This is a genomic window from Pseudomonas sp. N40(2020), assembly GCF_014472415.1.
Taxonomy (GTDB): domain Bacteria; phylum Pseudomonadota; class Gammaproteobacteria; order Pseudomonadales; family Pseudomonadaceae; genus Aquipseudomonas.
In genome coordinates this window covers 117,071-141,284 of the sequence record NZ_JACSZV010000001.1, presented here as the reverse complement: position 1 = coordinate 141,284, position 24,214 = coordinate 117,071, and the positions used below count along the sequence as shown (strand labels likewise).

17 protein-coding genes are annotated in these 24,214 nt (G+C 60.5%); 10 read left to right on the top strand and 7 right to left on the bottom strand.

Features of this window, described 5'->3' with window-relative positions:
* Positions 1-207 precede the first annotated feature (207 nt).
* The 5 genes from IAI51_RS00755 (at position 208) to IAI51_RS00735 (ending at position 5,453) form a co-directional block, all read left to right on the top strand.
* Positions 208-897 carry an ABC transporter permease gene (locus IAI51_RS00755; RefSeq protein WP_178120922.1) on the top strand — a complete coding sequence of 230 codons (690 nt, stop codon included), beginning with the start codon at positions 208-210 and terminating at the stop codon, positions 895-897.
* 21 nt (positions 898-918) lie between these two features.
* Positions 919-1,824 carry a glycine betaine ABC transporter substrate-binding protein gene (locus IAI51_RS00750; protein ID WP_187676740.1) on the top strand — a complete coding sequence of 302 codons (906 nt, stop codon included), beginning with the start codon at positions 919-921 and terminating at the stop codon, positions 1,822-1,824.
* Between the two features lie 13 nt (positions 1,825-1,837).
* A complete protein-coding gene (locus IAI51_RS00745; RefSeq protein WP_007915307.1) occupies positions 1,838-2,491 on the top strand; it encodes an ABC transporter permease in 654 nt (217 codons plus the stop codon).
* On the top strand, positions 2,488-3,645 hold the full coding sequence (locus IAI51_RS00740; RefSeq protein WP_187676739.1) for a betaine/proline/choline family ABC transporter ATP-binding protein: 1,158 nt from the start codon (positions 2,488-2,490) through the stop codon (positions 3,643-3,645). The genes IAI51_RS00745 and IAI51_RS00740 overlap by 4 nt, the downstream gene beginning before the upstream one ends.
* A gap of 644 nt (positions 3,646-4,289) precedes the next feature.
* Positions 4,290-5,453: a type III PLP-dependent enzyme gene (locus IAI51_RS00735; RefSeq protein WP_010213203.1), complete on the top strand. Its 1,164-nt coding sequence runs from the start codon at positions 4,290-4,292 to the stop codon at positions 5,451-5,453.
* 65 nt (positions 5,454-5,518) lie between these two features.
* Here IAI51_RS00735 and IAI51_RS00730 read toward each other — a convergent pair whose 3' ends face one another.
* The gene (locus IAI51_RS00730; protein WP_187676738.1) at positions 5,519-6,268 is read right to left on the bottom strand and encodes a tetratricopeptide repeat protein; all 750 of its coding nucleotides are present in this window, start codon (positions 6,266-6,268) and stop codon (positions 5,519-5,521) included.
* Positions 6,265-6,945, bottom strand: a complete 681-nt coding sequence (locus tag IAI51_RS00725) for a Fe2+-dependent dioxygenase (RefSeq protein ID WP_187676737.1) — start codon at positions 6,943-6,945, stop codon at positions 6,265-6,267. Before IAI51_RS00725 ends, IAI51_RS00730 begins: the two co-directional genes overlap by 4 nt.
* Before the next feature lie 207 nt (positions 6,946-7,152).
* Between IAI51_RS00725 and IAI51_RS00720 the strand changes: the two genes are divergently transcribed.
* From IAI51_RS00720 to IAI51_RS00710, 3 genes are all read left to right on the top strand, one after another.
* Entirely contained in the window at positions 7,153-9,456 is a 2,304-nt protein-coding gene (locus IAI51_RS00720) for a TonB-dependent receptor (protein WP_187676736.1), read from the top strand.
* Positions 9,457-9,674: 218 nt separating this feature from the next.
* On the top strand, positions 9,675-12,203 hold the full coding sequence (locus IAI51_RS00715; RefSeq protein ID WP_187676879.1) for a PepSY domain-containing protein: 2,529 nt from the start codon (positions 9,675-9,677) through the stop codon (positions 12,201-12,203).
* Between the two features lie 299 nt (positions 12,204-12,502).
* Entirely contained in the window at positions 12,503-12,871 is a 369-nt protein-coding gene (locus IAI51_RS00710) for an endonuclease domain-containing protein (RefSeq protein WP_187676735.1), read from the top strand.
* A gap of 201 nt (positions 12,872-13,072) precedes the next feature.
* Here IAI51_RS00710 and IAI51_RS00705 read toward each other — a convergent pair whose 3' ends face one another.
* The 4 genes from IAI51_RS00705 to ptsP form a co-directional block, all read right to left on the bottom strand.
* Positions 13,073-14,614 carry an alkaline phosphatase D family protein gene (locus IAI51_RS00705; protein ID WP_187676734.1) on the bottom strand — a complete coding sequence of 514 codons (1,542 nt, stop codon included), beginning with the start codon at positions 14,612-14,614 and terminating at the stop codon, positions 13,073-13,075.
* Between the two features lie 169 nt (positions 14,615-14,783).
* The gene (locus IAI51_RS00700; RefSeq protein WP_187676733.1) at positions 14,784-16,517 is read right to left on the bottom strand and encodes a PTS fructose-like transporter subunit IIB; all 1,734 of its coding nucleotides are present in this window, start codon (positions 16,515-16,517) and stop codon (positions 14,784-14,786) included.
* A gap of 11 nt (positions 16,518-16,528) precedes the next feature.
* A complete protein-coding gene (gene pfkB / locus IAI51_RS00695) occupies positions 16,529-17,470 on the bottom strand; it encodes a 1-phosphofructokinase (RefSeq protein WP_187676732.1) in 942 nt (313 codons plus the stop codon).
* Positions 17,470-20,331: a phosphoenolpyruvate--protein phosphotransferase gene (gene ptsP / locus IAI51_RS00690; RefSeq protein ID WP_187676731.1), complete on the bottom strand. Its 2,862-nt coding sequence runs from the start codon at positions 20,329-20,331 to the stop codon at positions 17,470-17,472. The genes pfkB and ptsP overlap by 1 nt, the downstream gene beginning before the upstream one ends.
* 305 nt (positions 20,332-20,636) lie before the next feature.
* Here ptsP and cra point away from each other — a divergent pair, with 305 nt between their 5' ends.
* Together cra and IAI51_RS00680 are read left to right on the top strand one after the other, a co-directional pair.
* Positions 20,637-21,632 (top strand): catabolite repressor/activator, encoded by a 996-nt coding sequence (gene cra, locus IAI51_RS00685; RefSeq protein ID WP_187676730.1) that lies wholly within the window; start codon positions 20,637-20,639, stop codon positions 21,630-21,632.
* Between the two features lie 3 nt (positions 21,633-21,635).
* On the top strand, positions 21,636-22,412 hold the full coding sequence (locus IAI51_RS00680; RefSeq protein WP_187676729.1) for a TatD family hydrolase: 777 nt from the start codon (positions 21,636-21,638) through the stop codon (positions 22,410-22,412).
* Between the two features lie 16 nt (positions 22,413-22,428).
* Here IAI51_RS00680 and IAI51_RS28105 read toward each other — a convergent pair whose 3' ends face one another.
* Complete coding sequence (locus tag IAI51_RS28105) at positions 22,429-23,133, bottom strand: methyl-accepting chemotaxis protein (protein ID WP_410457990.1); 705 nt, start codon at positions 23,131-23,133, stop codon at positions 22,429-22,431.
* Positions 23,134-24,214: the final 1,081 nt, after the last annotated feature.

Below are 24,214 nucleotides of genomic sequence, written 5' to 3'. Positions count from 1 at the left end.
ATTTCGTCAGGGGCTGAAAAATCAGCAAGTTAGCCTGACGAGGCTGCGCTCATGGCTCGCTTTCAGGCCGCTTTTTGCCGGTGCTGAGGGAGCTGCTTCTCGCGAACGTTTTTCCCGGCAGCCAAGGTTTGGCATGCCACACGGGATTGCGCTCGCCGACTATAAAAAAGGAGTCCGCCTGTGGCTATCCGCTATGGCAAAGGGCTGATGGGAGGTGCGGTGGTTATCGCGCTCCTGGCCCTGCTGGTCCACTGGATCGGCATCAACACGATCGAACACTACCGCGACGATTTGTTGTTTTACCTGCAAGCTCATCTGATTCTCGTCCTCGCTTCAATGCTGGCCGCCCTTGTCGTGGGCATCCCCGCCGGCATCTTCCTCAGTCGCCCGACCATGGTCGGCCGTGCTGAACGCTTCATGCAGATTTTCAATATCGGTAACACCGTGCCGCCGCTGGCCGTTCTCGCGATTGCCCTGGGGATTCTGGGCATCGGCAGTGGTCCGGCGATCTTCGCTTTATTCCTCGCCTCGTTGCTGCCGATTGTGCGCAACACCTACGAAGGCCTGAAAAACGTTCAGGGTTCACTCAAAGAAGCCGCCGTCGGCATCGGCATGACCCCACGTCAGGTGCTGTGGCGAGTCGAGTTGCCCAACGCCGTGCCAATCATCGTCGGTGGCGTGCGTGTCGCGCTGGCGATCAACGTCGGGACCGCGCCGCTGGCGTTCCTGATCGGCGCCAACAGCCTTGGCAGCCTGATCTTCCCCGGCATCGCCCTGAACAATCAGCCGCAACTGCTGCTCGGCGCCGCGTGTACCGCGCTGCTGGCCTTGCTGCTCGATGGCGTGGTCACCCTCGCCAGCCGTCTCTGGCTGGAACGCGGTTTGCGCCCGTCTTAAGGCTCTTGCGAAGGAATGAATATGAAACGACTTAGCTTGATCTCAGGCCTGATCCTGAGCAGTGCCCTGCTGTTCGCAGGCATCGCCCAAGCCGCAGAAAAACCGGTTATCCGCATCGGTGCCCGGGTGTTCACCGAGCAAACATTGCTCGCGGAAATCACCTCGCAATACCTGCGCAGCAAAGGCTACGACGCGCAGGTCACCGGCGGTCTGGGCAGCAACCTTGCCCGCAGCGCCCACGAAAGCGGGCAACTGGACATGCTCTGGGAATACACCGGCGTCTCCCTGGTGGCATACAACCATGTCACCGAAAAACTCGACAGCGCCCAGTCCTATGCCCGGGTCAAAGACCTCGACGCGAAGAAGGGACTGGTCTGGCTCACGCCGTCGAAATTCAGCAATACCTACGCCCTCGCCCTGCCGAAAAACGTCGCCGAGGAATATCCGCAGATCAGCAATATCAGCCAGTTGAACGAAGTGCTGCGCGCTGAAGTCAAGACCAATCACCTGGTGGCGCTGGACACCGAGTTCGCCAACCGTTCCGACGGTCTGGACGGCATGGTCAAGCTCTACGACATGAACCTGAGCCGCAAGAACATCCGCCAGATGGATGCGGGGCTGGTCTACACCGCACTGCGTAACGGTCAGGTGTTTGCCGGTCTGGTTTACACCACTGACGGTCGCCTGAATGCCTTCGGCCTCAAGCTGCTGGAAGACGACAAGCATTACTTCCCCGACTACACCGCAGCTCCCGTAGTGCGTCAGGCCTACCTCGACGCGCACCCTAAACTCGCCGAGCAGCTCAAGCCGCTGGCCGAACTGTTCGATGACGAAACCATGCGCCAGCTCAATGCGCGGGTCGATGTCGATCATGAAAGCCCGTCGTCGGTTGCCGCCGATTTCCTGCGCCAGCATCCACTGAATTAAGAGAGGAGAAGTCATGGAATTCTTGAACGCCTTTTCCCATCTCGACTGGCAGCAGGTGATGCACCTGACCTGGCAGCACATCACCCTGGTCGGCATCGCTGTGACGCTGGCGATCGTCGTCGGTGTACCACTTGGCATTCTGATGACGCGCTTCCCGACACTCGCCGGCCCCTTGCAGGCCAGCGCCACGGTGCTGCTGACCGTGCCGTCGATTGCCCTGTTTGGTTTGCTGCTGCCGTTCTACTCCAAGTTCGGCCAGGGCCTCGGCCCGATGCCGGCGATCACCGCCGTGTTCCTTTATTCACTGCTGCCGATCATGCGCAACACCTACCTCGCCCTCACGGGTGTGGAACCGGGCATTCGTGAAGCCGCACGCGGCATCGGCATGACCTTCGGCCAGCGCCTGCGCATGGTCGAGCTGCCGATCGCAGTGCCGGTGATCCTCGCTGGTGTGCGCACCGCCGTGGTGATGAACATCGGCGTGATGACCATCGCCGCGACCATCGGCGCCGGTGGCCTCGGCGTGTTGATCCTCGCTTCAATCAGCCGCAGCGACATGTCGATGCTTATCGTCGGCGCGCTGCTGGTCAGTCTTCTGGCGATTTTCGCCGACCTCTTCCTGCAGTGGCTGCAACGTTCGCTGACTCCAAAAGGATTACTCAAATGATCGAACTTCAAAACCTCAGCAAGACCTTCCAAAGCAACGGCAAAGATGTGAAAGCCGTGGACTCGGTGAGCCTGACCGTCAATGAAGGCGAAATCTGTGTGTTCCTCGGGCCATCGGGCTGCGGCAAAAGCACCACGCTGAAGATGATCAACCGCCTGATCAAACCGACCTCGGGCAAGATCCTGATCAACGGCGAAGACACCACCGATCTCGACGAAGTCACCCTGCGCCGCAACATCGGTTACGTGATCCAGCAGATCGGTCTGTTCCCCAACATGACCATCGAAGAGAACATCGTCGTGGTGCCGAAACTGCTAGGCTGGGACAAACAGAAGTGCCACGACCGCGCACGCGAACTGATGAGCATGATCAAGCTTGAGCCCAAGCAGTATCTGCATCGCTATCCACGCGAGTTGTCCGGTGGCCAGCAACAACGCATCGGCGTGATCCGCGCACTGGCAGCTGATGCACCGCTGTTGCTGATGGACGAACCGTTCGGCGCGGTCGACCCGATCAACCGCGAGATGATCCAGAACGAGTTCTTCGAGATGCAGCGCGCGCTGAACAAGACCGTGATCATGGTCAGCCACGACATCGACGAAGCGATCAAACTGGGCGACAAGATCGCGATCTTCCGCGCCGGCAAGCTGCTGCAGATCGACCACCCGGACACCCTGCTCGCGCATCCGGCGGACGACTTCGTGAGCAGCTTCGTCGGTCAGGACAGCACACTGAAACGCTTGCTGTTGGTCAAGGCTGAAGACGCGGCGGACAACGCGCCGTCGGTGAGCCCGGAAACCCCGGTGGCCGATGCGCTGGAGTTGATAGACGAGCATGACCGTCGTTATGTCGTCGTCACTTGCGCCGAGAACAAGGCACTGGGTTACGTGCGTCGTCGCGACCTGCACCGCCAGACCGGCACCTGCGCGCAGTACCTGCGTGAGTTCAACGCCACGGCGGCGTACGACGAACACCTGCGCATCCTGCTGTCGCGCATGTACGAGTTCAACCGTGCGTGGCTGCCGGTGATGGATGCCGAGCGAGTGTTCCTGGGCGAGGTAACGCAGGAGTCAATTGCGGCATATCTGAGCTCGGGGCGTTCGCGCGGGATGAAGACCAGTATCGTCTCGCCAGCTGAAGCGGTAGTCGCGTAAAAAATACACAACCAGTGGGAGCGAGCCTGCTCGCGAAAGCGGAGTATCAGTCGGCGATGATGTCGACTGTAAAAATGCCTTCGCGAGCAGGCTCGCTCCCACAGGATTTGCGTTATTTTTTCTTCACTCACAAAGCGGAAAAGAATCTCAACACCTGGCTGTCGGACAGCCGCTCAGACATAGCGCCTTAGACGACCAAAATCCCCCTCACACCCCTCTCTCGCCGCCAACGTCGCCGATGTTGCGTCAATCACACTTACCCACGACTTAGCCGACATAATCCGCGAACGTGCAGGTATGTTTAACACTCGGAAATTTCCGGGGAACATCTGACCGTCATCTCGGTCGGCTACAAAGAGTGATATCGGTTACGCACGTCAGAAGCGTGCAAAAACGCGACATTTTTAGTTGATCTCACGCCCCTCACGCCCTAAAGTTCGCGCCGAACGTCCATGCTGGAAACGATCCATCCGGCTCAAGTACTGACGACGAGACAGCAAGGCCAAGGGAAAGAAGCTGCATTTCCCATGGCCTTTTTGCTTTCGGCGACATGCCTTGGGAAGTAGGCGAACCAAAGTGGGGATACGGAGGACGTTCATTTGCACCCATTGATCAATTCAGTTTGCCCTTAGGAGTCTCCCAGCATGTCGATCAACGTCGAAGATTATTTCGCGCGCGCCACTTTTGACAAAATGAAGGCGTTCGCCGACAAACAGGAAACCCCGTTCGTGGTGATCGACACCGCGATGATCAGCCAGGCCTACGATGACCTGCGCGCCGGTTTCGAATTCGCCAAGGTCTACTACGCGGTCAAGGCCAACCCGGCCGTCGAGATCATCGACCTGCTCAAAGAGAAAGGTTCGAGCTTCGACATCGCCTCGATCTACGAGCTGGACAAAGTGATGGATCGCGGCGTCAGCGCCGACCGTATCAGCTACGGCAACACCATCAAGAAATCCAAGGACATCCGCTACTTCTATGAGAAGGGCGTGCGTCTGTTCTCCACCGACTCCGAAGCCGACCTGCGCAACATCGCCAAGGCTGCGCCGGGCTCGAAAGTTTATGTACGTATCCTTACCGAAGGCTCGACCACGGCCGACTGGCCCCTGTCGCGCAAATTCGGTTGCCAGACCGACATGGCCATGGATCTGCTGATCCTCGCTCGCGACCTGGGCCTGGTGCCTTACGGCATCTCGTTCCACGTTGGCTCGCAACAACGCGACATCAGTGTTTGGGACGCAGCGATCGCCAAGGTCAAAGTGATCTTCGAACGTCTGAAAGAAGAAGACGGCATTCACCTGAAGCTGATCAACATGGGCGGTGGCTTCCCGGCCAACTACATCACCCGCACCAACAGCCTGGAAACCTACGCGGAAGAAATCATTCGCTTCCTGAAAGAAGACTTCGGTGATGACCTGCCGGAAATCATTCTGGAGCCGGGCCGTTCGCTGATCGCCAACGCCGGTATTCTGGTCAGCGAAGTGGTGCTGGTTGCACGAAAATCTCGCACCGCCGTCGAGCGTTGGGTGTACACCGATGTGGGCAAGTTCTCCGGCCTGATCGAAACCATGGACGAGGCGATCAAGTTCCCGATCTGGACCGAGAAAAAAGGCGAGATGGAAGAAGTCGTCATCGCCGGCCCGACCTGCGACAGCGCCGACATCATGTACGAGAACTACAAGTACGGCCTGCCGCTGAACCTGGCCATTGGTGATCGTCTGTACTGGTTGTCGACCGGTGCTTACACCACCAGTTACAGCGCAGTTGAGTTCAATGGCTTTCCGCCGCTGAAATCGTTCTACGTGTAACGCACACACACCGAAATGCAAAAAGCCCATGACGTGTCATGGGCTTTTTCGTATCCGCCGATCCCCTACAAGGATTGCGCGTAGCGTTGAGAATATTGGTTGGCCATGGCCTGGATTCTGGGATCCGTTGCGCTCGCCAGCGTCTGACTCGCTACTCGCAGGAAATTCAGGTTGCCACCGGCCAAGGCCTTCTCAAGCCAGAGAATGGCTTCATCGACATTGCCCTCATCCGCCAACACCGCCGCGTAACTGAACTGCCCACGAAAATCTCCGCCCTCAGCCGAACGTCGATACCACTCACGCGCCGCTGCCGGATTCGCTGGGCACACCTGCCCTTCTTCCAGATATCGCCCGAGCAAGTTCATCGATTTCGCATGGCCCGATTCGGCGGCATGCTGATAAAGCTCTAACGCCTGAACATGATCCGCAGCCACGCCTCGTCCGGTCGCCAGCAAGTTGGCCAGGTTATACATCGCCCAGTCCAGCCCTGCCTCGGCGGCCATTCGATAATGTTGCGCCGCAACCGCGGCATCCACTGCACAACCCCAGCCATGCTCGTGGCAACGGCCGAGCATATTGCGCGCCATCAGATGCCCTCGCCCCGCAGCGATGCCGAACCAGCGCAGCGCCAGCGCTTGGTCCTGCGCAATGCCTCGGCCATCGAGCAGGATCTGCCCGAGCAACGCCTGTGCCTCTAGGACACCCTCGCCCGCCGCCAGCAAAATCGCCTGTGCCGCACGGGCCGGGCTCTCTTCGAGCATGGCGCTGAGCTGCTCAACGTTGAGCACTTCTTCGCGGCGCAGATGAAAACTCATACCTCGACCCAGCGACGCAGCAGGTTGTGGTAGGTGCCGGTGAGGCGGATCAGCGACGGGTGATCAGGCATGTCCTGGGTGAGCTGCTGGATCGCCCCGTCCATCTCGAACAGCAACGCGCGCTGACTGTCTTCGCGCACCAGACTTTGCGTCCAGAAGAACGACGCATACCGCGCGCCGCGAGTGACTGCATTGACCTTGTGCAGGCTGGTGCCGGGGTACAGCACCATGTCACCGGCGGGCAGTTTCACCCGTTGGGTGCCGAAGGTGTCCTGGATTTCCAGTTCGCCGCCGTCGTAATCCTCAGGTTCGCTGAAGAACAGTGTTGCCGACAGATCGGTACGCACCCGCTCGATGCTGCCCTTGGGCTGGCGCACGGCGTTGTCGATGTGGAAATCGAAACTGCCGCCCGCCGTGTAGCAGTTGAGTAACGGCGGGAACACTTTGTGTGGCAGCGCGGCAGACATGAACAGCGGGGTTTGCCACAGCCGTTCAAGCATTGCCGCGCCGATTTCCTTGGCCAGCGGATGGCCTTCAGGCAGTTGCAGATTGTGCTTGGCCTTGGCCGACTGGAAACCGGCGGTGATCTTGCCATCGGCCCAATCCGCTTCTTCCAGCGCCTGGCGGATACGCTGCACTTCTTCTTTCGCGAACAGGCCGGGAATGTGCAGCAGCATGGCAAACGTACCTGATGGTAAAGGGGCGCCAATGGTATTGATTCTTATTGGCCAAGTAAAACCCGCGAGACGAATGAATCAGTAAAAACCGTAAGGCCAAATTGTAAAGAATGTAAATTCAGTGCGAATAACAATGTTTCGCAATTGATACGAATAACTGTTTACCCTATATTCCGCGACCTCAAATCCTTGGGGAGGGGAATAAAAATGGCACGTCAACACGCACAATTACCGGTCAGTTCACCACGCTTGCTCGCCTCTGCAATCGGCGTGGCAATCACCGCTGGCTCCGCCGGCCACATGGTGTTCGCCGCCGAAAAGACCGACAGCAAAGCTGCCGGCAATGCCATCGCCCTGGACGCCACGTCGATCACCGGCGAAGCCCAGGACGCGACTTCCTATCAGGTCGAGAAAGCCTCCTCGCCCAAGTACACCGCACCGCTGGTCGACACGCCGCGCTCGGTGACTGTGATTCCACAACAAGTCCTCAAGGATACCGGCGCCCTGAACATGCAGGACGCGCTGCGTACCGTGCCGGGCATCACCTTCGGTGCCGGTGAAGGCGGCAACCCGCAGGGCGACCGTCCGTTCATCCGTGGCTTCGACGCCCAGGGCGACACTTACCTGGACGGCGTGCGCGACACCGGTTCGCAAAGCCGCGAAATCTTCGCGGTAGAAAACATTGAAGTCAGCAAGGGCCCGAATTCCGCCATCGGCGGTCGCGGTGCGGCCGGCGGCAGCATCAACCTGGTGAGCAAGAAAGCGCACCTGGGCAACTCGTTCGACGGTGGCTTCACCTGGGGCTCCGACCAGACCCAGCGCTACACCCTCGACGGCAACTATCAGTTCAGCGACACCGCTGCCGGCCGTCTGAACCTGATGAGCCACGAGAGCAACGTCGCCGGTCGCGACAAGGTCGACTACGACCGCTGGGGTATCGCGCCATCGCTGGCCTTCGGCCTGGGCACCGACACCCGCGTCAACCTCGACTATTACCATCTCGAAAGCAACGACACCCCGGATTCGGGCGTGCCTTACACGCTGTCGAATCCGCGAACCAAGTCCAATCCGGACAAGCCCTACGCCGGCGGTGATGACAGCAACTTCTACGGTCTGGATCGCGATTTCCGCAAGGGCCGCACCGACACCGCGACCTTCGCCATCGAGCATGACCTGAGCGACTCGCTGACGATCAAGAACACCCTGCGCCACGGCACCAGCATGCAGGACTACATCCTGACCCAGCCGGACGACAGCAAGGGTAACGTCAATAACGGCAGCGTCTGGCGTCGCGCGAACACTCGCGTGAGCAACACCGAGACCACCACCAACCAGACTGACCTGTTCGGCAACTTCTACGTCGCCGGCTTCAAGAACAGCTTCTCCACCGGCGTGGAATACACCCGCGAGGAAAGCCAGAAGTCCTCGTATAACGTCAACACCGACACCACGCCGCGCACCACTGCCGCGTCCACCAATTGCACCCCTTCGATGATCGGCTCGTCGAGTGGCTACAACTGCACCTCGCTGTCGAACCCGAACCCGAACGATCCGTGGAACGGCGCGATCTCGCGCAACTACGCCGGCACCGACACCAAGGCCAACACCTACGCGCTGTATGTGTTCGACACCCTGGAATTGTCCGAGCAGTGGCTGGTGAACATGGGTCTGCGCTACGACCACTTCGACACCGAGTACAAGACCTACACCGCTGCTGGCGCCACCACCTCCAAGGGCGATGACACCAGCGAGTTCGTTACCGGTCAGTTCGGCGTGGTCTACAAGCCGGCGGAAAACGGCAGCATCTATGCTTCTTACGCCACCTCCGCCACACCGCCGGGCAACACCCTCGGCGAAGGTCAGGAAGGCAACCCACTGGGTGGCACCCCGGATCGCAGCGGCAACCTGCTGAGCAGCGACATGGAGCCGGAAACCACCAAGAACTACGAAATCGGTACCAAGTGGGATCTGCTCAACGATCGCCTGTCGTTGACCGCCGACATCTTCCGCACCGAGAAAGAAAACGCGCGTGTGCAAGTCGATACCACTTCCTACGAAAACGCCGGCAAAACCCGCGTGCAAGGTATCGAACTGTCGGCCAGCGGCAAGATCACCGACAAATGGCAAGTGTTCGCCGGTTACGCCTACATGGACAGCGAGCAAGTTGATGGCGGCGCTTTGAACCGCGCCACCGACGGCAATCAACTGCCTAACACACCGAAAAACAGCGCCAGCCTGTGGACCACTTACCAAGTCACGCCGAAGCTGACCATCGGTGGCGGTGCGTTCTATGTCGACGACGTGTTCGGCAACGTGGCCAACACCACCATGGTCGACTCCTATGTTCGCTACGACGCAATGGCGGCCTACAAGCTGACCAAGAACGTCGACCTGCAACTCAACGTGCAAAACCTGACCAACGAAACCTATTACGACAAAGCCTTCTCGACCCACTTCGCCAACCAGGCGGCGGGTCGTACGGCACTGTTGAGCACCAACTTCCACTTCTAAGGAACCTGTAGGAGCTGCGGTACGCTGCGATCTTTTGATCCTGCTTTTGACTCTGGGAAATCCAAGAACAAAAGATCGCAGCGTGCCGCAGCTCCTACAAACAACAAAGCCCTGTTCATTAGATTGAACGGGGCTTTTGTGCGTAATCAAAGAAGCTCTCGATAACCCACGGCATAATGTGCGCCGTGATGACAATTTCCAAACGGACGGCGAGTGACGTGTTGAAGAAAACCCTGTTCCAGTTGCACTGGTTTTTTGGCATCACTGCCGGCCTGGTGCTGGCCCTGATGGGCATTACCGGCGCCGCCTATTCGTTTCAGGACGAGATCCTGCGGGCGCTGAACCCGTCGGTGTTGCAGGTGGAAAAACAAGTTTCCGGCGTGCTGCCCCCCGTTGAACTGGTGGAACGCATCGAAGCCACCTCGGGCAAAAAAGTCTCGATGCTGTGGGTCGAGACCGACAGTGGCAACGCCGCGCGGGTGTACTTCACCCCGCCCAAAGGCGAACGTCGCGGTGAAATGTGCTACTTCGACCCGTACACCGGCGAGTTCATGGGCGATGCCGTGGGTCAGGACTTCTTCGGCCTGATGCTGCAGTTGCACCGTTTCCTCGCCATGGGCGACACCGGTCGCAACATCACCGGCGCCTGCACCCTGATCCTGTTGTTCTTCTGCCTCTCGGGCCTTTACCTGCGCTGGCCGCGCCAGTGGAACAGCTGGCGTGTGTGGCTGACCCTCGACTGGAAGAAAAAGGGCCGCGCCTTCAACTGGGATCTGCACTCGGTAGCCGGCACCTGGTGCCTGTTGGTGTATCTGCTGCTGGCGCTGACCGGGTTGTCGTGGTCGTACGAGTGGTACAACAAGGGCCTGACCAGACTGCTTTCCGACGCCCCGCAAAACGAACGCGTGCGCGGTGGTCGCGGGCCTGCGCCAGAAGGTCCTGCGCCCACCGCCGATTACGCCGCGATGTGGAGCAGCATCTACAGCGCCGCCGGCCCAGGCCTGTCCGCCTACAACATCCGCATGCCGCCCGTGGCTGGCCAACCGGCGACGGTGTTCTACCTGCTCGACAGCTCGCCCCATGATCGCGCGCTGAACCAGATCACCCTCGACCCGGCCACCGGCATCGTCAAACGCGTCGACCGCTACGCCGACAAGAGCTTCAAGGCGCAACTGCTGACGAGCATTTATGCACTGCACGTCGGCAGCTATTTCGGTCTCATCGGGCGGATCATCATCACTGTCGCCGCCATATGCATGCCGCTGTTTTTCATCACCGGATGGCTGTTGTATCTGGATCGTCGCCGCAAGAAAAAGCAGATCAAAGATGCCCGCAAAGGCCTCGCACAACCGGCCGGCGATGCTCCGGCGTGGCTGATCGGCTTCGCCAGCCAGAGCGGTTTTGCCGAGCAACTGGCCTGGCAGACCGCCGGCCAATTGCAGGCCGCCGGGTTGCCGGTGAAGGTGCAGCCGCTGGCCAATGTCAGCGAACAGGATCTGCGTGATTCAACCAACGCGCTGTTTGTCGTCAGTACCTTCGGCGACGGCGAAGCGCCGGACAGCGCCCGTGGTTTCGAACGCAAGGTGCTGGGCAAAGCCTCGACACTCGACAGCCTGAACTACGCGGTGCTGGGTCTGGGCGATCGTCAGTATCAACACTTCTGCGGGTTCGCCCGTCGTCTGCACCAATGGTTGAGCGAGCACGGCGGCAAGACCCTGTTTGCCCCGGTAGAAGTCGACAGCGGCGATCCGTATGCCCTGCGTCACTGGCAAACCCAACTGGGCCAACTCACCGGGCAAGCACCGGTCGACACCTGGCAGGCGCCGAGCTACGACAACTGGACGCTGGTCCGCCGTGAACTGATGAACCCGGACAGCAGCGGTTCGCCGGTTTATCTGTTGGGCCTGAGCGCACCGAATACCAGCAGTTGGCTGGCCGGTGATCTGGTGGAAGTGCTGCCACGCAACTGCCCGTGGATCATCGAGCACTTCCTAGACGGCCTCGGCATTCGGGGCGAGACCACGGTGAACATCAACGGCCTCGACGAACCGCTGGAAGTGGCATTGGCCTCGCGCCAGCTGCCCGAGCATCGCGCGCATCTGGTGGGTCTGCATGCGCAGGCGCTGGTCGATGCCATGGTGCCGCTGGCCATGCGCGAATACTCGATCGCTTCGATTGCCGCCGACGGTTTGCTGGAGCTGATCGTGCGTCAGGAACAACACAGCGACGGCAGCCTCGGCGTCGGCTCCGGTTGGTTGACCGAGCATGCGCCGGTGGGTGGCAGCATCAGCTTGCGGGTGCGCCGAAACAGCGGTTTCCACCTGCCGAATGAACCGGTGCCGATGATTCTGATCGGTAACGGCACCGGCCTTGCCGGGTTGCGCAGTTTGCTCAAGGCACGGATTGCCGACGGTCAACAGCGTCAGTGGTTATTGTTTGGCGAACGTAATCGTGAATACGATTACCTGTGCCGTGCGGAGCTGGAAGAGTGGTTGATCAATGGTGATCTGGAGCGGCTGGATCTTGCGTTTTCGCGGGATCAGGCCGAGAAGATTTATGTGCAGGATCGGTTGCGTGAGTCGGCTGATGAGTTGAAGCAGTGGCTGGCCGACGGTGCTGTCATCTATATCTGTGGCAGCTTGCAGGGGATGGCATCAGGCGTGGATCAAGTGCTCCATGACGTTCTTGGTGCTGCTGAAGTCGAAAGCCTGACCGAACAGGGCCGATACCGCCGCGACGTTTATTGAAATCGCTGAAAAGCCCCTCACCCTAACCCTCTCCCCGAGGGAGAGGGGACTGATTGGGGGATGCTGCAGAAATACGCCGACCTGAAAGCTCTGTGCCGAATCCAACATCGATATCAGAGCGCTGCGCCAGAGCCATAATCGCCATCCGCGTCTGTACCAAATCCATAATCGACTCGGTCTTTCAGGTCGATGTACAACCTGAAACAACTCCGTAGGCCCCCTCTCCCCATGGGAGAGGGCTGGGGTGAGGGTCGTGAACTACAGTGAAATCTCAAGCCACTTCACAAGGAACGTGAAGCATGCCAAACCGCCCCACACTCGCTCAATTCGCCCGCCATTTACGCACTCACCAAACCGACTGTGAACACCTGCTCTGGCAAAGGTTGCGCTCGCGCCAAATCGCTGATCTCAAGTTCCGCAGGCAATTCCCCTGCCCGCCCTATGTGCTGGATTTTTATTGTGTTGAGTTGAAACTGGCCATCGAGTTGGACGGCGGTCAGCACTATGAAACGGCGGGCGTCATTCACGACCAGCGTCGGACGCTGTTCCTTCAACGTCAGGGTATTGAAGTTGTGCGGTTCAGTAATCTGGAAGTGATGCAGCAGATGGGGGATGTGCTGGAGCAGATCATCAGGATTGCGGAGGGTCTGAAAAACCCCTCACCCTAGCCCTCCCGAAACGTCGGACCGCCCAAAGGGAGAGGGGACTGATCGGAATATGCTCCAGAAATACGCCGACCTGAACGCTCTCCACCGAATTCATAATCGACTCGGTTTTTCAGGTCGGCGTATGACTCGAGACAATGCGGTCAGCTCCCTCTCCCTCTGGGAGAGGGCTGGGGTGAGGGTAGCTTTTGACTCCCCCCCATCTCAAACCGGCTGCAACTTCTTCTCAAACACCGCCACCCCATCCAGATCCCGCAACACCACACTCATCTCCCCGCTCTGCCCTTCAATATTCACCTCGCCAAAAAACTGAAACCCGGCAAACGGCGAAGTGTTCTGTGCCGGCGGAGCCTTTTCGAACACCACCTCGGGGCCGAAGGTTTTATCCAATGGATTGGGCCCAAAACTCCCGGCATTCAACGGCCCCGCGACAAATTCCCAGAACGGTTCGAAATCCTGAAACGCCGCACGGTCGGGGTGATAGTGATGCGCCGCGCAGTAATGCACGTCTGCCGTCAGGAAGACAAAATTGCGCACCTGTTGCGCTCGCAGATAACCGAGCAATTCAGCTATTTCCAACTCACGTCCCTGCGCTGGTCCCGGGTCGCCGTTGGCCACCGCTTCCCAGCGCGCCACGCCCGGACTTACCTCGCCATCAGGCACGCCAAGACCAATCGGCATGTCGGCGGCAATCACCTTCCATTGGGCTTTCGATTTCTTCAAGCCACGCTTGAGCCAGTCCAGTTGCTCACGCCCCAAGAACGGTTTCGCCGCCCCGAGGTTGTCGTCGTTGGCTTCTCGATAACTGCGCATATCCAGCACAAACACATCGAGCATCGGCCCATAACTGATCTTGCGATAGATCCGCCCGCCACCGTCGGCCGCCTGCAAACGCATCGGCGAATATTCCAGCCAGGCCTTGCGCGCACGGCCGACCAGGGTGTGGATATCTTTTTCCTGATAACGCTCGTCGAGCTGTTTGCCGGGTGACCAGTTGTTGACCACTTCATGGTCATCCCACTGCCAGATCTGCGGCACTTCGGCGTTGAAGCGGCGGATGTTTTCGTCCAGCAGGTTGTAGCGGTAGTTGCCGCGATAGTCGTCGAGGGTCTGGGCGACTTTGCTCTTGGCTTCGGTGGTGATGTTGCGCCACACCCGACCGTTTTCGGTGGTCAGTTGGGCCGGCACCGGGCCGTCGGCGTAGATGGTGTCGCCGCTGTGGATAAAGAAGTCCGGCAGGCGCAGGCGCATCGCTTCGTAGATACGCATGCCGCCGATGTCCGGGTTGATGCCGAAGCCCTGGCCGACGGTGTCGCCGCTCCAGACGAAGCGAATATTGCGCCGCGCCGTCGGGGCGCTGCGCAAGTGGCCGAGCCACGGTTCGCTGGCCACACCAGTGCGGGCGTCCTTGAAGTACACGCGATAGAAAATCGCCTGATCGGCGGGCAGCCCGGTGAGCTCAACCCGGGCGGTGAAATCGCTGTGGGCATCGGCCAGCGCCGAGACGACGCGGCGCGGGTTGCGAAACTGGCTGCGGGTATCCCACTCGACCACCATCCGCGCCGGACGATCGCTGCGACTCCAGATCATCGCGCGGTCGCCTTGCAGGTCGCCGGACTGCACGCCATCGGTGAGTTGCGGACGATCCTTGACCGACGCAATCACCGCCGGCGCCAGGCTCGGCATCAGCAGCCCGGCGCCGACGACTTGCATGACACGCCGGCGACCCACATTGAAATCGCTCATGCTGTTCTCCCTGAAAAAAGGAAAACTAAAGCACGCGATGATGAATCCGGCATGACAACACATCCTCCTGTGGGAGCGAGCCTGCTCGCGAAAGCGGTGTGCCAGTCAACATCCATGTGACTGACAGATTGCATTCGCGAGCAAGCTCGCTCCCACAGTTTTTGTGGTTTCAGGCCTTGGCGGGTTCCATTGCCAGCTCCACGGCTTCAGGCCGTTTGACCGTCGCGTAAACCACCGCCGTCAACAAACTCCCCGCGACAATCGCCAGCAAATACAGCAACGCATGATTGATCGCATTCGGGATCAGCATGACGAACAAGCCACCGTGCGGCGCCATCAGTTTGCAGCCGAAGTACATCGACAACGCACCGGTCAGCGCACCGCCAGCGATGCTCGCCGGGATAACCCGCAATGGATCTTTCGCGGCAAACGGAATCGCCCCTTCGGAGATAAAGCACAGCCCCAGTACGAAGGCAGCCTTGCCGGCCTCGCGTTCGGTCTGGGCGAACTTGCGCCGGGCGATGAACGTGGCGATGCCCAGACCAATCGGCGGCACCATCCCGGCCGCCATGGTCGCGGCCATCGGCGCGTAACTCTGCGAGGCCAGCAGCCCCACCGAGAACGCATACGCGGCTTTGTTGATCGGCCCGCCGAGGTCGACGCACATCATGCCGCCGAGCACGATCCCAAGCAGAATCGCGTTGGTGGTGCCCATGCTGTCGAGAAATTGAGTGAGCGCCGCGAGCATGCCCGCCACCGGTTTGCCGACCACGTAGATCATCACCAGGCCGGTGAACAGACTGGCGAACAACGGGATGATCAGAATCGGTTTCAGTGCCTCAAGACTTTGCGGCAACGCGACATAACGACTGATCGCCTTGGCCGCATAACCGGCGATAAACCCGGCGACGATCCCGCCGATAAACCCGGCGCCCAAGGTGCTCGCCAACAGGCCGCCAATCATCCCCGGCGCCAGGCCTGGACGGTCGGCAATCGAGTAGGCGATGTAACCGGCCAGCAGCGGCACCATCAGCTTGAACGCGGTCTCGCCGCCGATCTGCATCAGTGCCGCCGCCAGTGTGCCTTCCTCTTTGAACGCGGTGATGCCAAAGACAAACGACAACGCGATCATCAAACCACCCGCCACCACCATCGGCAGCATGTACGACACGCCGGTCAACAGGTGTTTGTAGACGCCAGTTTTCTCCGACTTGGCCGGTGCCTTGCCGTCGCTGGCGGCGCTTTCCTGCTGGCCTTCGGCGAGGGCTTTTTTCAGGGTGGCTTCGGATTGCTTCAACGCAATGCCGGTGCCGCAGCGGTAGATTTTCTTGCCGGCGAATCGCTCGGTGGCGACGTCGATATCCGCCGCCAGCAGCACCACGTCAGCCTCGGCAATCGCTGTCGCGCTCAGCGGAGTTTTCGCGCCGACCGAGCCCTGAGTTTCGACCTGCAATTCATAGCCCAGACGCTTGGCCGTTTGCTGCAACGCTTCGGCCGCCATGAAGGTGTGTGCGACGCCGGTCGGGCACGCGGTGATGGCGACGATGCGCGGCGTACGCTGCTCAACGGCAGCCGGGGCGGCTGCGCTGGCGACATAAATTTCGGCTTCTTCGGCACCACGACGCAGCACCGCTTCGACGTCCTGAAGGGCTTGCGCCGGGGCAATCTGAAAGACCCGTTTGCCGACAAAACGCGTCATGTCGACGTTACCGGTGGCGACCAGCAACACCCACTCCGCCGCTTCGATGGTCGCTGCCGACAATTCACGTTCCGGGTGCGCCGCGTCGACCACTTCGACGCTGGTGCTCCAACCCTGACGCTGGGCCGCCGCATCGAGCAAACGGGCGCACAGCACACTGGTGACCATGCCGTTCGGGCAAGCCGTAACAATGGCTAACTTCATGACAAACCCTCTTATTGTTCTGTCAGGGGGCGCACGCGCACGCCCTGTTCGAGCTGCGCCAGTTGCGCGGCGTCGTTGATGCCAAAACCGATCTGGGTCACCGCCATTGCGGCAATCGCCGTGGCCGTGCGCAAGGTTTGCTCCGGCGTGTCGGCACTGAGCAAACCGTGGAGCATGCCGGCCAATAGCGAATCACCGGCACCCACGGTGCTGGCGACGCTGACCTTTGGCGGCGAGGCATGCAGCGCCGAGCCGACGCTGAACCAGTTCACGCCGTCGGCGCCGTGGGAGATCACCACGTGTTCGATGCCTTGCCCGTGCAACTGCGCCGCTGCGTGCGCCTCGGCGGCGTGGGAAACCACTTCGCAACCAAGCGCATCGGCCAACTCTTCCGTATTCGGTTTGATCAGCCACGGACTGGCCTTGAGCGCTTCGCGCAATGCTTCACCGCTGGAATCGAGGGCGACTTTCAGGCCGAGGGAATTGAGCCGTTCGATCAGTTCGCGCAACCACTGTGCAGTCACGCCGCGCGGCAGACTGCCGGCGACCACGACCGCGTCGTGCCCCGGCGCAATCTGCACCAGACGATCAAGCAATGCCTGCTGCGCCGCTGCATCGACCACCGGCCCCGGGCCGTTGATGTCGGTGATACGGCCATCGCGCTCGGCGACTTTGATGTTGCTGCGCGTTTCGCCCGGCACACGGACAAACGCATCGACAAAGCCGCGCTTGGCGAACAGGGTCTCGAACGCTTGCAGATTGTCTTCGCCGAGAAAGCCGCTGACTGTCAGTTGATGGCCGAGGTCGGCCAGCACCTGCGCGACGTTCACGCCTTTACCGGCAGCATGGGTGTGCATCTCATCGCTGCGGTTGACCTGACCGGCAGCCAGTACCGGCAGCTCGACCGTGAGGTCCAGCGCCGGGTTGAGGGTCAGGGTGAGAATCTTGGCCATTACAGGGCCTCCACTAATGCACGCACTTCATTGGCGCTGCCCACGATGAGGGCTTGTTGAGCAAGGGTTTGCGCCTGGGTCAGGCTGATTTCGCGGATGCGTGCTTTCACTTCGGCAATGCTGCGGCCGGACACGCTCAACTCATCGACACCGAGACCGACCAGCACAGGTACTGCCAACGGATCGGCTGCCAGCTCACCGCACACGCCGACCCATTTGCCATGGGCATGGGCCGCACGCACAGTGATGTCGATCAGTTGCAGCACCGCCGGGTGCAAGCCGTCAGCCTGGGTCGACAGCGTCGGGTGACCACGGTCGATGGCCAGAGTGTATTGAGTCAGGTCGTTGGTGCCGACGCTGAAGAAGTCGACTTCCTTGGCCAGCACCGGCGCGAGCAACGCGGCGGACGGCACTTCGATCATGATCCCCAGTTGCAGATCGGCGACGGGGATTTCCAGACGCAGACGTTCGGTCATGTCGCGGGCCTGACGCCACTCTTCGACACTGCCGACCATCGGGAACATGATCCGCAATGGGCGGTTATCCGCCGAACGCAGCAAGGCACGCAATTGCGCTTCCATGATCTGCGGACGCTGCAAGGTCAGGCGAATGCCGCGCACGCCGAGGAACGGGTTTTCTTCCTTGGCAATCGGCCAATAGGGCAGCGGTTTGTCGCCGCCGACATCCAGCGTGCGCACCACCAGCGGTCGACCAGCGAGGCCGTCGAGGACGCGGCGGTATTCGGCTTCCTGAGTCGCCTCGTCCGGCGCCTGCGGGTGGGCCATGAAAATCAGTTCGGTGCGCAGCAGACCGATGCCTTCGGCGCCCTGCTCCACCGCACTGATCACACCGGCGCTTTCGCCGATGTTGGCGAACACTTCCACGGCGTGACCGTCGGTGGTGTGCGCCGGTTGATGGCGTTGTTCGGCGGCTGCTTTGAGGCGTTGCTCACGGGTGTCGCGTTCTTCGGTGGCGCGTTGCAGGGTCGCCGCATCGGCGTCGACATGCAGGCGACCGCGTTGGCCGTCGAGCAGCAACGGCGTGCCCGGCGCCAGCAGTAACACCGCTGCACCTGCACCGACCAGCGCCGGAATGCCCAAGGCACGGGCGACGATGGCGCTGTGCGCGGTGGCGCCGCCGCGAGCAGTTAGAATCCCTGCCACTCGCGCCGGATCGAGCCGCGCCACGTCGGACGGGCCGACTTCGTCCATCACCAGAATGTACGGCTGCTCTGGCTCGTTCGGCGTCTGCACGCCACACAGTTGCGCCAGCACCCGGCGGCCGATATCACGCAGATCCGCCGCACGTTCGGCGAGCAAGGCGTCCTGCAGCGATTCCTGCTGTTTGGCTGCGGCTTCAATCACTGCCATCCACGCCGCTTCAGCGCTTTCGCCTTGCTTGAGGCGCGTGTCGACTTCGTCGGTCAGTTCCGGGTCGTCGAGCATTTCCTGATGGGTGATGAAAATCTCGCGAATGGCTTTGGCTTTGCTGCGCTCGATCAAGCCTTGAATGTCGCTGCGCACATCGCTCAGCGCTTGCTTGAGACGCTCGCGTTCGATGCCGGCGGATTCGCCACGCAGTGGGTATTCGATGGCTTGCTGCACTTGAATGTGCGCAGGGCCAATGGCGATGCCCGGTGCAGCGGGAATCGCTTGCAACTGAGTGCCGGACGCCGGGGCGATGACGACTTCGGCGATATCGGCGATGACTTCGCGCTGCTGACTTACGGCTGGCAGCGGCTCGACCTCTTCGCCGAGACCTTCTTCGATGGCCGCAAGCAATGCCGGTAACGCATCGGCAGCGATGCTTGGCTCGGCGATCAGCTCCAGCACCTGACCACGACGGGCGCCGAGGCTGAGCAGTTTGCTCAGGCTCTTCACCGACACGGCGCTGTCCTGACTGTCGACGATGCGTACACGAATCTCGCCGTCAAAACTCTTCGCCAGTTGCGCCAGGATTTTCGCCGGACGCGCGTGCAAACCATGGGCGTTGGCCAGCGCGATGCGTGCGCTCGGCCAGTCGGCAGGCAACTCGCCGCCGAGCACTTCAAGGACTTTGCGGCTGCTGGTGGCGCGGCCCAGTTCATGGCCGCGACCTTCGATCAACAATGCGCAGAGGCGTTCAAGCAGCGCCTGATGGGCTTCGCCGAGGCTGGCCAGGCAGAACAGACCGCTCAGCGGCTGACCGAGGTAGCGTATTGGTTTGTCCGGGGTGACGAAGGCCAGCCCCGGACGCTTCACGGTTTGTTCGCTGTGCAGCCACCACAAACCATCGCCCAGCGGCAGCGCTTCGACTTGCTGCAACACACCGGCAAAACCGTTGCTCACACAATCAGCCTGACGCAGCAGACGCGCCCCCCGCCAGACCAACTCTTCGAAATCGTCGGCAGCGACACCGAGGCCGATCATCTGTGCGTCCAGCGCCAATTCCTGCGGCGCGCCTTGCAGCAGTTTCAGCAGCGCTTCAGGGGAACTGGCGCGACGCAGGGCCTGGCCCAGATCGGTCTCGCCGAGGGCACGGGTCAGCAGTTGCAACAGGCGCAGGTGTTCGTCGGATTTGGCGGCGATACCGATGGCCAGATAAACGATCTGGCCGTCGCCCCAATCCACGCCCTCGGGAAACTGCATCAGGCGCACACCTGTGGCGAACACCTGATCGCGGGTTTCGGGCGTACCGTGGGGAATGGCAATACCTTGACCGAGAAAGGTCGAGCCCTGGGCTTCGCGGGCCTGCAATCCGGCGAGGTATCCGTCGGCGACCAGTCCATCGGCGACCAGATGATTGGCCAGCAATTGCAGAGCAGCGGGTTTATCCACAGCCGATTGGCCCATGGATATCTGCTCTATAGTGAGCTCGAGCATGCGATCTCCTTTTTGGCACTTGAAGGCGCCAGGTATTGTTTTGGATGGTTGCAGCTTAGGCGCTTGTCAGCTTCCTTTTCAGGGGCAGTTTTGGCGGTTTCACGGCAGAACCGGCCAAAAGCGTCTAAAACGTAGAAAATACGCTTGCTGAAACGTTTAATCTAGATTGATCGGCACGTTACTCGATAATGTCTCATCGTTGAAGTCCAACTTGTCGGATGCGCGCAGGCAATGGTCGTCTGCCCGAATCGGGTAGGATTGGCGAAAATCTCGCCGTACGCTCGAAAAAACAAGGAAATACCGGGTTGAAACTCAGTGATATCGCGCGGTTGGCCGGAGTGTCCGTGACCACCGCCAGCTACGTCATCAATGGCAAGGCCGCACAGCAACGCATCAGCACCGCCACCGTCGAGCGGGTGCGTGCGGTGGTTGAGCAACACGGCTTCACGCCCAATCCACAAGCGGCCGGGTTACGCAGTCGGCATACCCGCACGCTGGGCTTTATCCTGCCGGATCTGGAAAACCCCAGTTACGCGCGGATCGCCAAACTGCTGGAACAAGGTGCGCGGGCGCGTGGTTATCAGTTGCTGATTGCCAGCTCCGACGATGCGCCGGACAGCGAACGCCAACTGCTGCAACTGTTCAAGGCGCGCCGTTGCGATGCGCTGATCGTCGCCAGTTGCCTGCCGGCCGGGGATGACAGTTACCGCCAGTTGCAGGCCAAGGGCCTGCCGATCATCGCCATCGACCGGGTCATGGAACCCGAGCATTTCTGCTCGGTGATCAGCGACGACCGCGAGGCCAGCCTGCACCTGACCCAAAGCCTGCTCGATCCTCAGTTGAAGCAGATCGTTCTGCTTGGCGCCCGCCCTGAGCTGAGTATCAGCCAGGAACGTGCCGCCGGCTTCAAACAGGCCCTCGTCGATTTCAAAGGCGAAGTGCTGGTCGAGCATGCCGAATCTTTCAGCCGCGAATGTGGCAAGCAATTGATGGAAGAACTCCTGCAACGCCTCGGCCATTTGCCGGACGCGCTGGTGACGACTTCCTACGTGCTGTTGCAGGGCGTGTTCGACGCGTTGCATGACTTCCCGCTCAAATCCCGTCCACTGCGCCTCGGCACGTTCGGCGACACGCAGTTGCTCGACTTCCTGCCGCTGCCGGTCAACGCCATGGCCCAGCAGCACCAGTTGATCGCCGACAAGGCGCTGGAACTGGCACTGGCCGCCGTCGAACAGTCGGAATACAAGCCAGGCGTGCAAGCTATCGCGCGTACCTTCAAGCAGCGTATTCACCGGGACTGAACCGTGGAGCTGATCGACAGCCACACCCACCTGGACTTCCCCGACTTCGACGCCGACCGTTCGCAGTTGCTGACGGAAAGCCGCGCCCTCGGGGTGCGGCGGATGGTGGTGCTGGGGGTCTGTGAAGGTAATTGGCAGCGGGTGTGGGATCTGGTGCAGAGCGATCCCGAGTTGTACGCGACGTTCGGTCTGCACCCGGTTTATCTCGATCAGCACCGCCCCGAAGATGTAAAGGCACTCGGCGACTGGCTGACGCGGCTGCGCGGTCATCGACAGTTGTGTGCGGTGGGTGAGATCGGTCTGGACTACTTCATCGAAACCCTTGACCGCGAGCGCCAGCAGGCGCTGTTCGAAGCGCAACTGCAACTGGCGGCGGACTTTGCATTACCGGCGCTGATTCATGTGCGCCGCAGCCACGCGGCGGTGATTGCCACGCTCAAGCGTTTTCGTTTGAAGCGGGCCGGGATCATCCACGCCTTTGCCGGCAGTCGCGAAGAGGCGCGCGAGTACATCAAACTCGGTTTCAAACTGGGTTTAGGCGGCGCGCCGACCTGGCCGCAGGCGCTGCGCATGCATCGAGTACTGGCGGATCTGCCGCTGGATTCGATCGTGCTGGAAACCGATTCACCGGACATGGCGCCCGCGATGTTTCCCGGTCAGCGCAACAGCCCGGCGCATCTGCCAGCGATTTGTGCAGTGCTCGCGCAACTGATGAATATCAGCGCGCAGCAATTGGCTGCTACCAGCACTGCCAACAGCTGCGAAGTGTTCGGCTGGTAATTTAGCTGTGTACACGCTACACACGGAAGGCGCTGATCAGCTGTTTGAGTTCCACGACCTGAGCGGACAACGCCCGACTCGCATCTTCAGTCTGATGCGCGCCCTGCGCCGTGCGTTCGCCGGCACGGTTGATCTCGACGATGTTCTGGTCGATGTCATGGGCCACCGCTGTCTGCTGCTCCACCGCAGCGGCAATCTGCTGGTTCTGATCGACGATCATGCCCACCGCGCCAAGGATGTTTTCCAACGCCTGCTGAACCTTCTCCGACTGCCCGACCGTGCCGTTGGCCATCTGATGGCTGATGCCCATAGCCTTCACCGCCGCACCGACGCCGCCGTGGAGCTTGGCGATCATCTGCTCGATTTCTTCGGTCGACTGCTGCGTGCGTTTGGCCAACGTGCGCACTTCATCCGCGACCACGGCAAAACCGCGCCCCTGTTCCCCGGCGCGAGCGGCTTCGATCGCAGCGTTGAGTGCCAGCAGGTTGGTCTGTTCGGCGATGCTCTTGATCACTTCCAGTACGCGGCTGATCGACTGGCTGTCACTCGCGAGTTGATTGATCACCCGCACCGATTGATCGATCTCGCTGGCCAGCGCGGCAATGCTGCCCTGCTGCGACTCCACCAGACCACGACCATTGACGGTCTCGTCATTCACGCTGTGGGCGCTGCTCACCGCCGCTGCGGCACTGCGCGCCACCTCCAGTGAGGTCGCCGACATCTGGTTCATCGCCGTCGCCACTTGTTCTATCTGCGTGCGCTGCCCGGCAACGGCCTGATTGCTTTGCGCCGAGACATTTTCAACCTGCGCGGCCTGACGCTCGACTTCGCCAACGGTGTGGCCGACGCGCTCGATCAAGTCGTGAATTTTCCTCACCGTGCCATTGAACACTTCGCCCAATTCACCCAGCTCATCGCGGCTGCTGGCCTTGAAGTTGACGGTCATGTCGCCGGCCGCAACCTTGTCCATCATCGCGCCAAGGCGTTTGAGTGTGGTGCGAGTCGAGGCGTAGAAACCGCCGTAGAGATAGAAAATCAGCACAAACACCACCGACAACGCCACAGCTTGCAAGACCATGTGCGTGCGGTTTTGCGCCAGACGTTGCTGCAATTGCGTGTCGAGGAATTTCAGGGAGGCTTCGTCGAGCTGGTAGGTCTTGTCGATCAGCCCGGTGATCTGGTCGTAAAACGCCTGCCACGGTGCGTCGAGGGTGTCGGCCATCACCACTTGCTCTTCGAACAATTCGCTGGCCTGTTTAAGCGACGCTTTACTCGTCTCGGCCTGAGCGCTGAGTGTTTCGTGCGCCGCTTTGCTGGAGCCGAGGGCGTCCTGTAGCTTCAGGCCATATTCAGCTTGAAGCTTTTCGATCTGCACCAGCAGTTCATCAAAACGGGTGCTCGACGAACTGTTGAGAAAACCCTGCCCCAGCGAATACGACCCCATCGCCCGGCCTTCGCCGAGGGTCTGGGTAACGGTCGGTGTTATCAAGGTAACGAGTTCGCTGAGCTGACGGATGTCACCCTGATTGTCGCGACTCAGGCCAGCCTGACCGGTGATGATCTGGCTGAAAATCTGCGCACTGGCCAGCAACTTGCCGATCAAGGCACTTTTGCTTTGCAGGGAGTTTTCCGCTTGCTGGGCTTTGAACGCGGCAATCATTTCATCGCGTTTACCGTCGAACACCTTGATCTGCTCAGGATCGTCGGTCATTGCCGTCAGCCCTTGCAGGCGCGCCAGAACGGCTTGTTCGAGGGTGCTGATCTGCGCTTCGACATTGCCAGCCTTGCCGGACTGGCCGAGG

What these genes read in the sequence shown, in the direction of transcription:
- IAI51_RS00755 (WP_178120922.1), top strand. Translation starts at nt 208, where the DNA reads ATGGGAGGTGCGGTGGTTATCGCGCTCCTGGCCCTGCTGGTCCACTGG.
- IAI51_RS00750 (WP_187676740.1), top strand. Translation starts at nt 919, where the DNA reads ATGAAACGACTTAGCTTGATCTCAGGCCTGATCCTGAGCAGTGCCCTG.
- IAI51_RS00745 (WP_007915307.1), top strand. Translation starts at nt 1,838, where the DNA reads ATGGAATTCTTGAACGCCTTTTCCCATCTCGACTGGCAGCAGGTGATG.
- IAI51_RS00740 (WP_187676739.1), top strand. Translation starts at nt 2,488, where the DNA reads ATGATCGAACTTCAAAACCTCAGCAAGACCTTCCAAAGCAACGGCAAA.
- IAI51_RS00735 (WP_010213203.1), top strand. Translation starts at nt 4,290, where the DNA reads ATGTCGATCAACGTCGAAGATTATTTCGCGCGCGCCACTTTTGACAAA.
- IAI51_RS00730 (WP_187676738.1), bottom strand. Translation starts at nt 6,268, where the DNA reads ATGAGTTTTCATCTGCGCCGCGAAGAAGTGCTCAACGTTGAGCAGCTC.
- IAI51_RS00725 (WP_187676737.1), bottom strand. Translation starts at nt 6,945, where the DNA reads ATGCTGCTGCACATTCCCGGCCTGTTCGCGAAAGAAGAAGTGCAGCGT.
- IAI51_RS00720 (WP_187676736.1), top strand. Translation starts at nt 7,153, where the DNA reads ATGGCACGTCAACACGCACAATTACCGGTCAGTTCACCACGCTTGCTC.
- IAI51_RS00710 (WP_187676735.1), top strand. Translation starts at nt 12,503, where the DNA reads ATGCCAAACCGCCCCACACTCGCTCAATTCGCCCGCCATTTACGCACT.
- IAI51_RS00705 (WP_187676734.1), bottom strand. Translation starts at nt 14,614, where the DNA reads ATGAGCGATTTCAATGTGGGTCGCCGGCGTGTCATGCAAGTCGTCGGC.
- IAI51_RS00700 (WP_187676733.1), bottom strand. Translation starts at nt 16,517, where the DNA reads ATGAAGTTAGCCATTGTTACGGCTTGCCCGAACGGCATGGTCACCAGT.
- pfkB (WP_187676732.1), bottom strand. Translation starts at nt 17,470, where the DNA reads ATGGCCAAGATTCTCACCCTGACCCTCAACCCGGCGCTGGACCTCACG.
- ptsP (WP_187676731.1), bottom strand. Translation starts at nt 20,331, where the DNA reads ATGCTCGAGCTCACTATAGAGCAGATATCCATGGGCCAATCGGCTGTG.
- IAI51_RS28105 (WP_410457990.1), bottom strand. Translation starts at nt 23,133, where the DNA reads ATGTCGGCGACCTCACTGGAGGTGGCGCGCAGTGCCGCAGCGGCGGTG.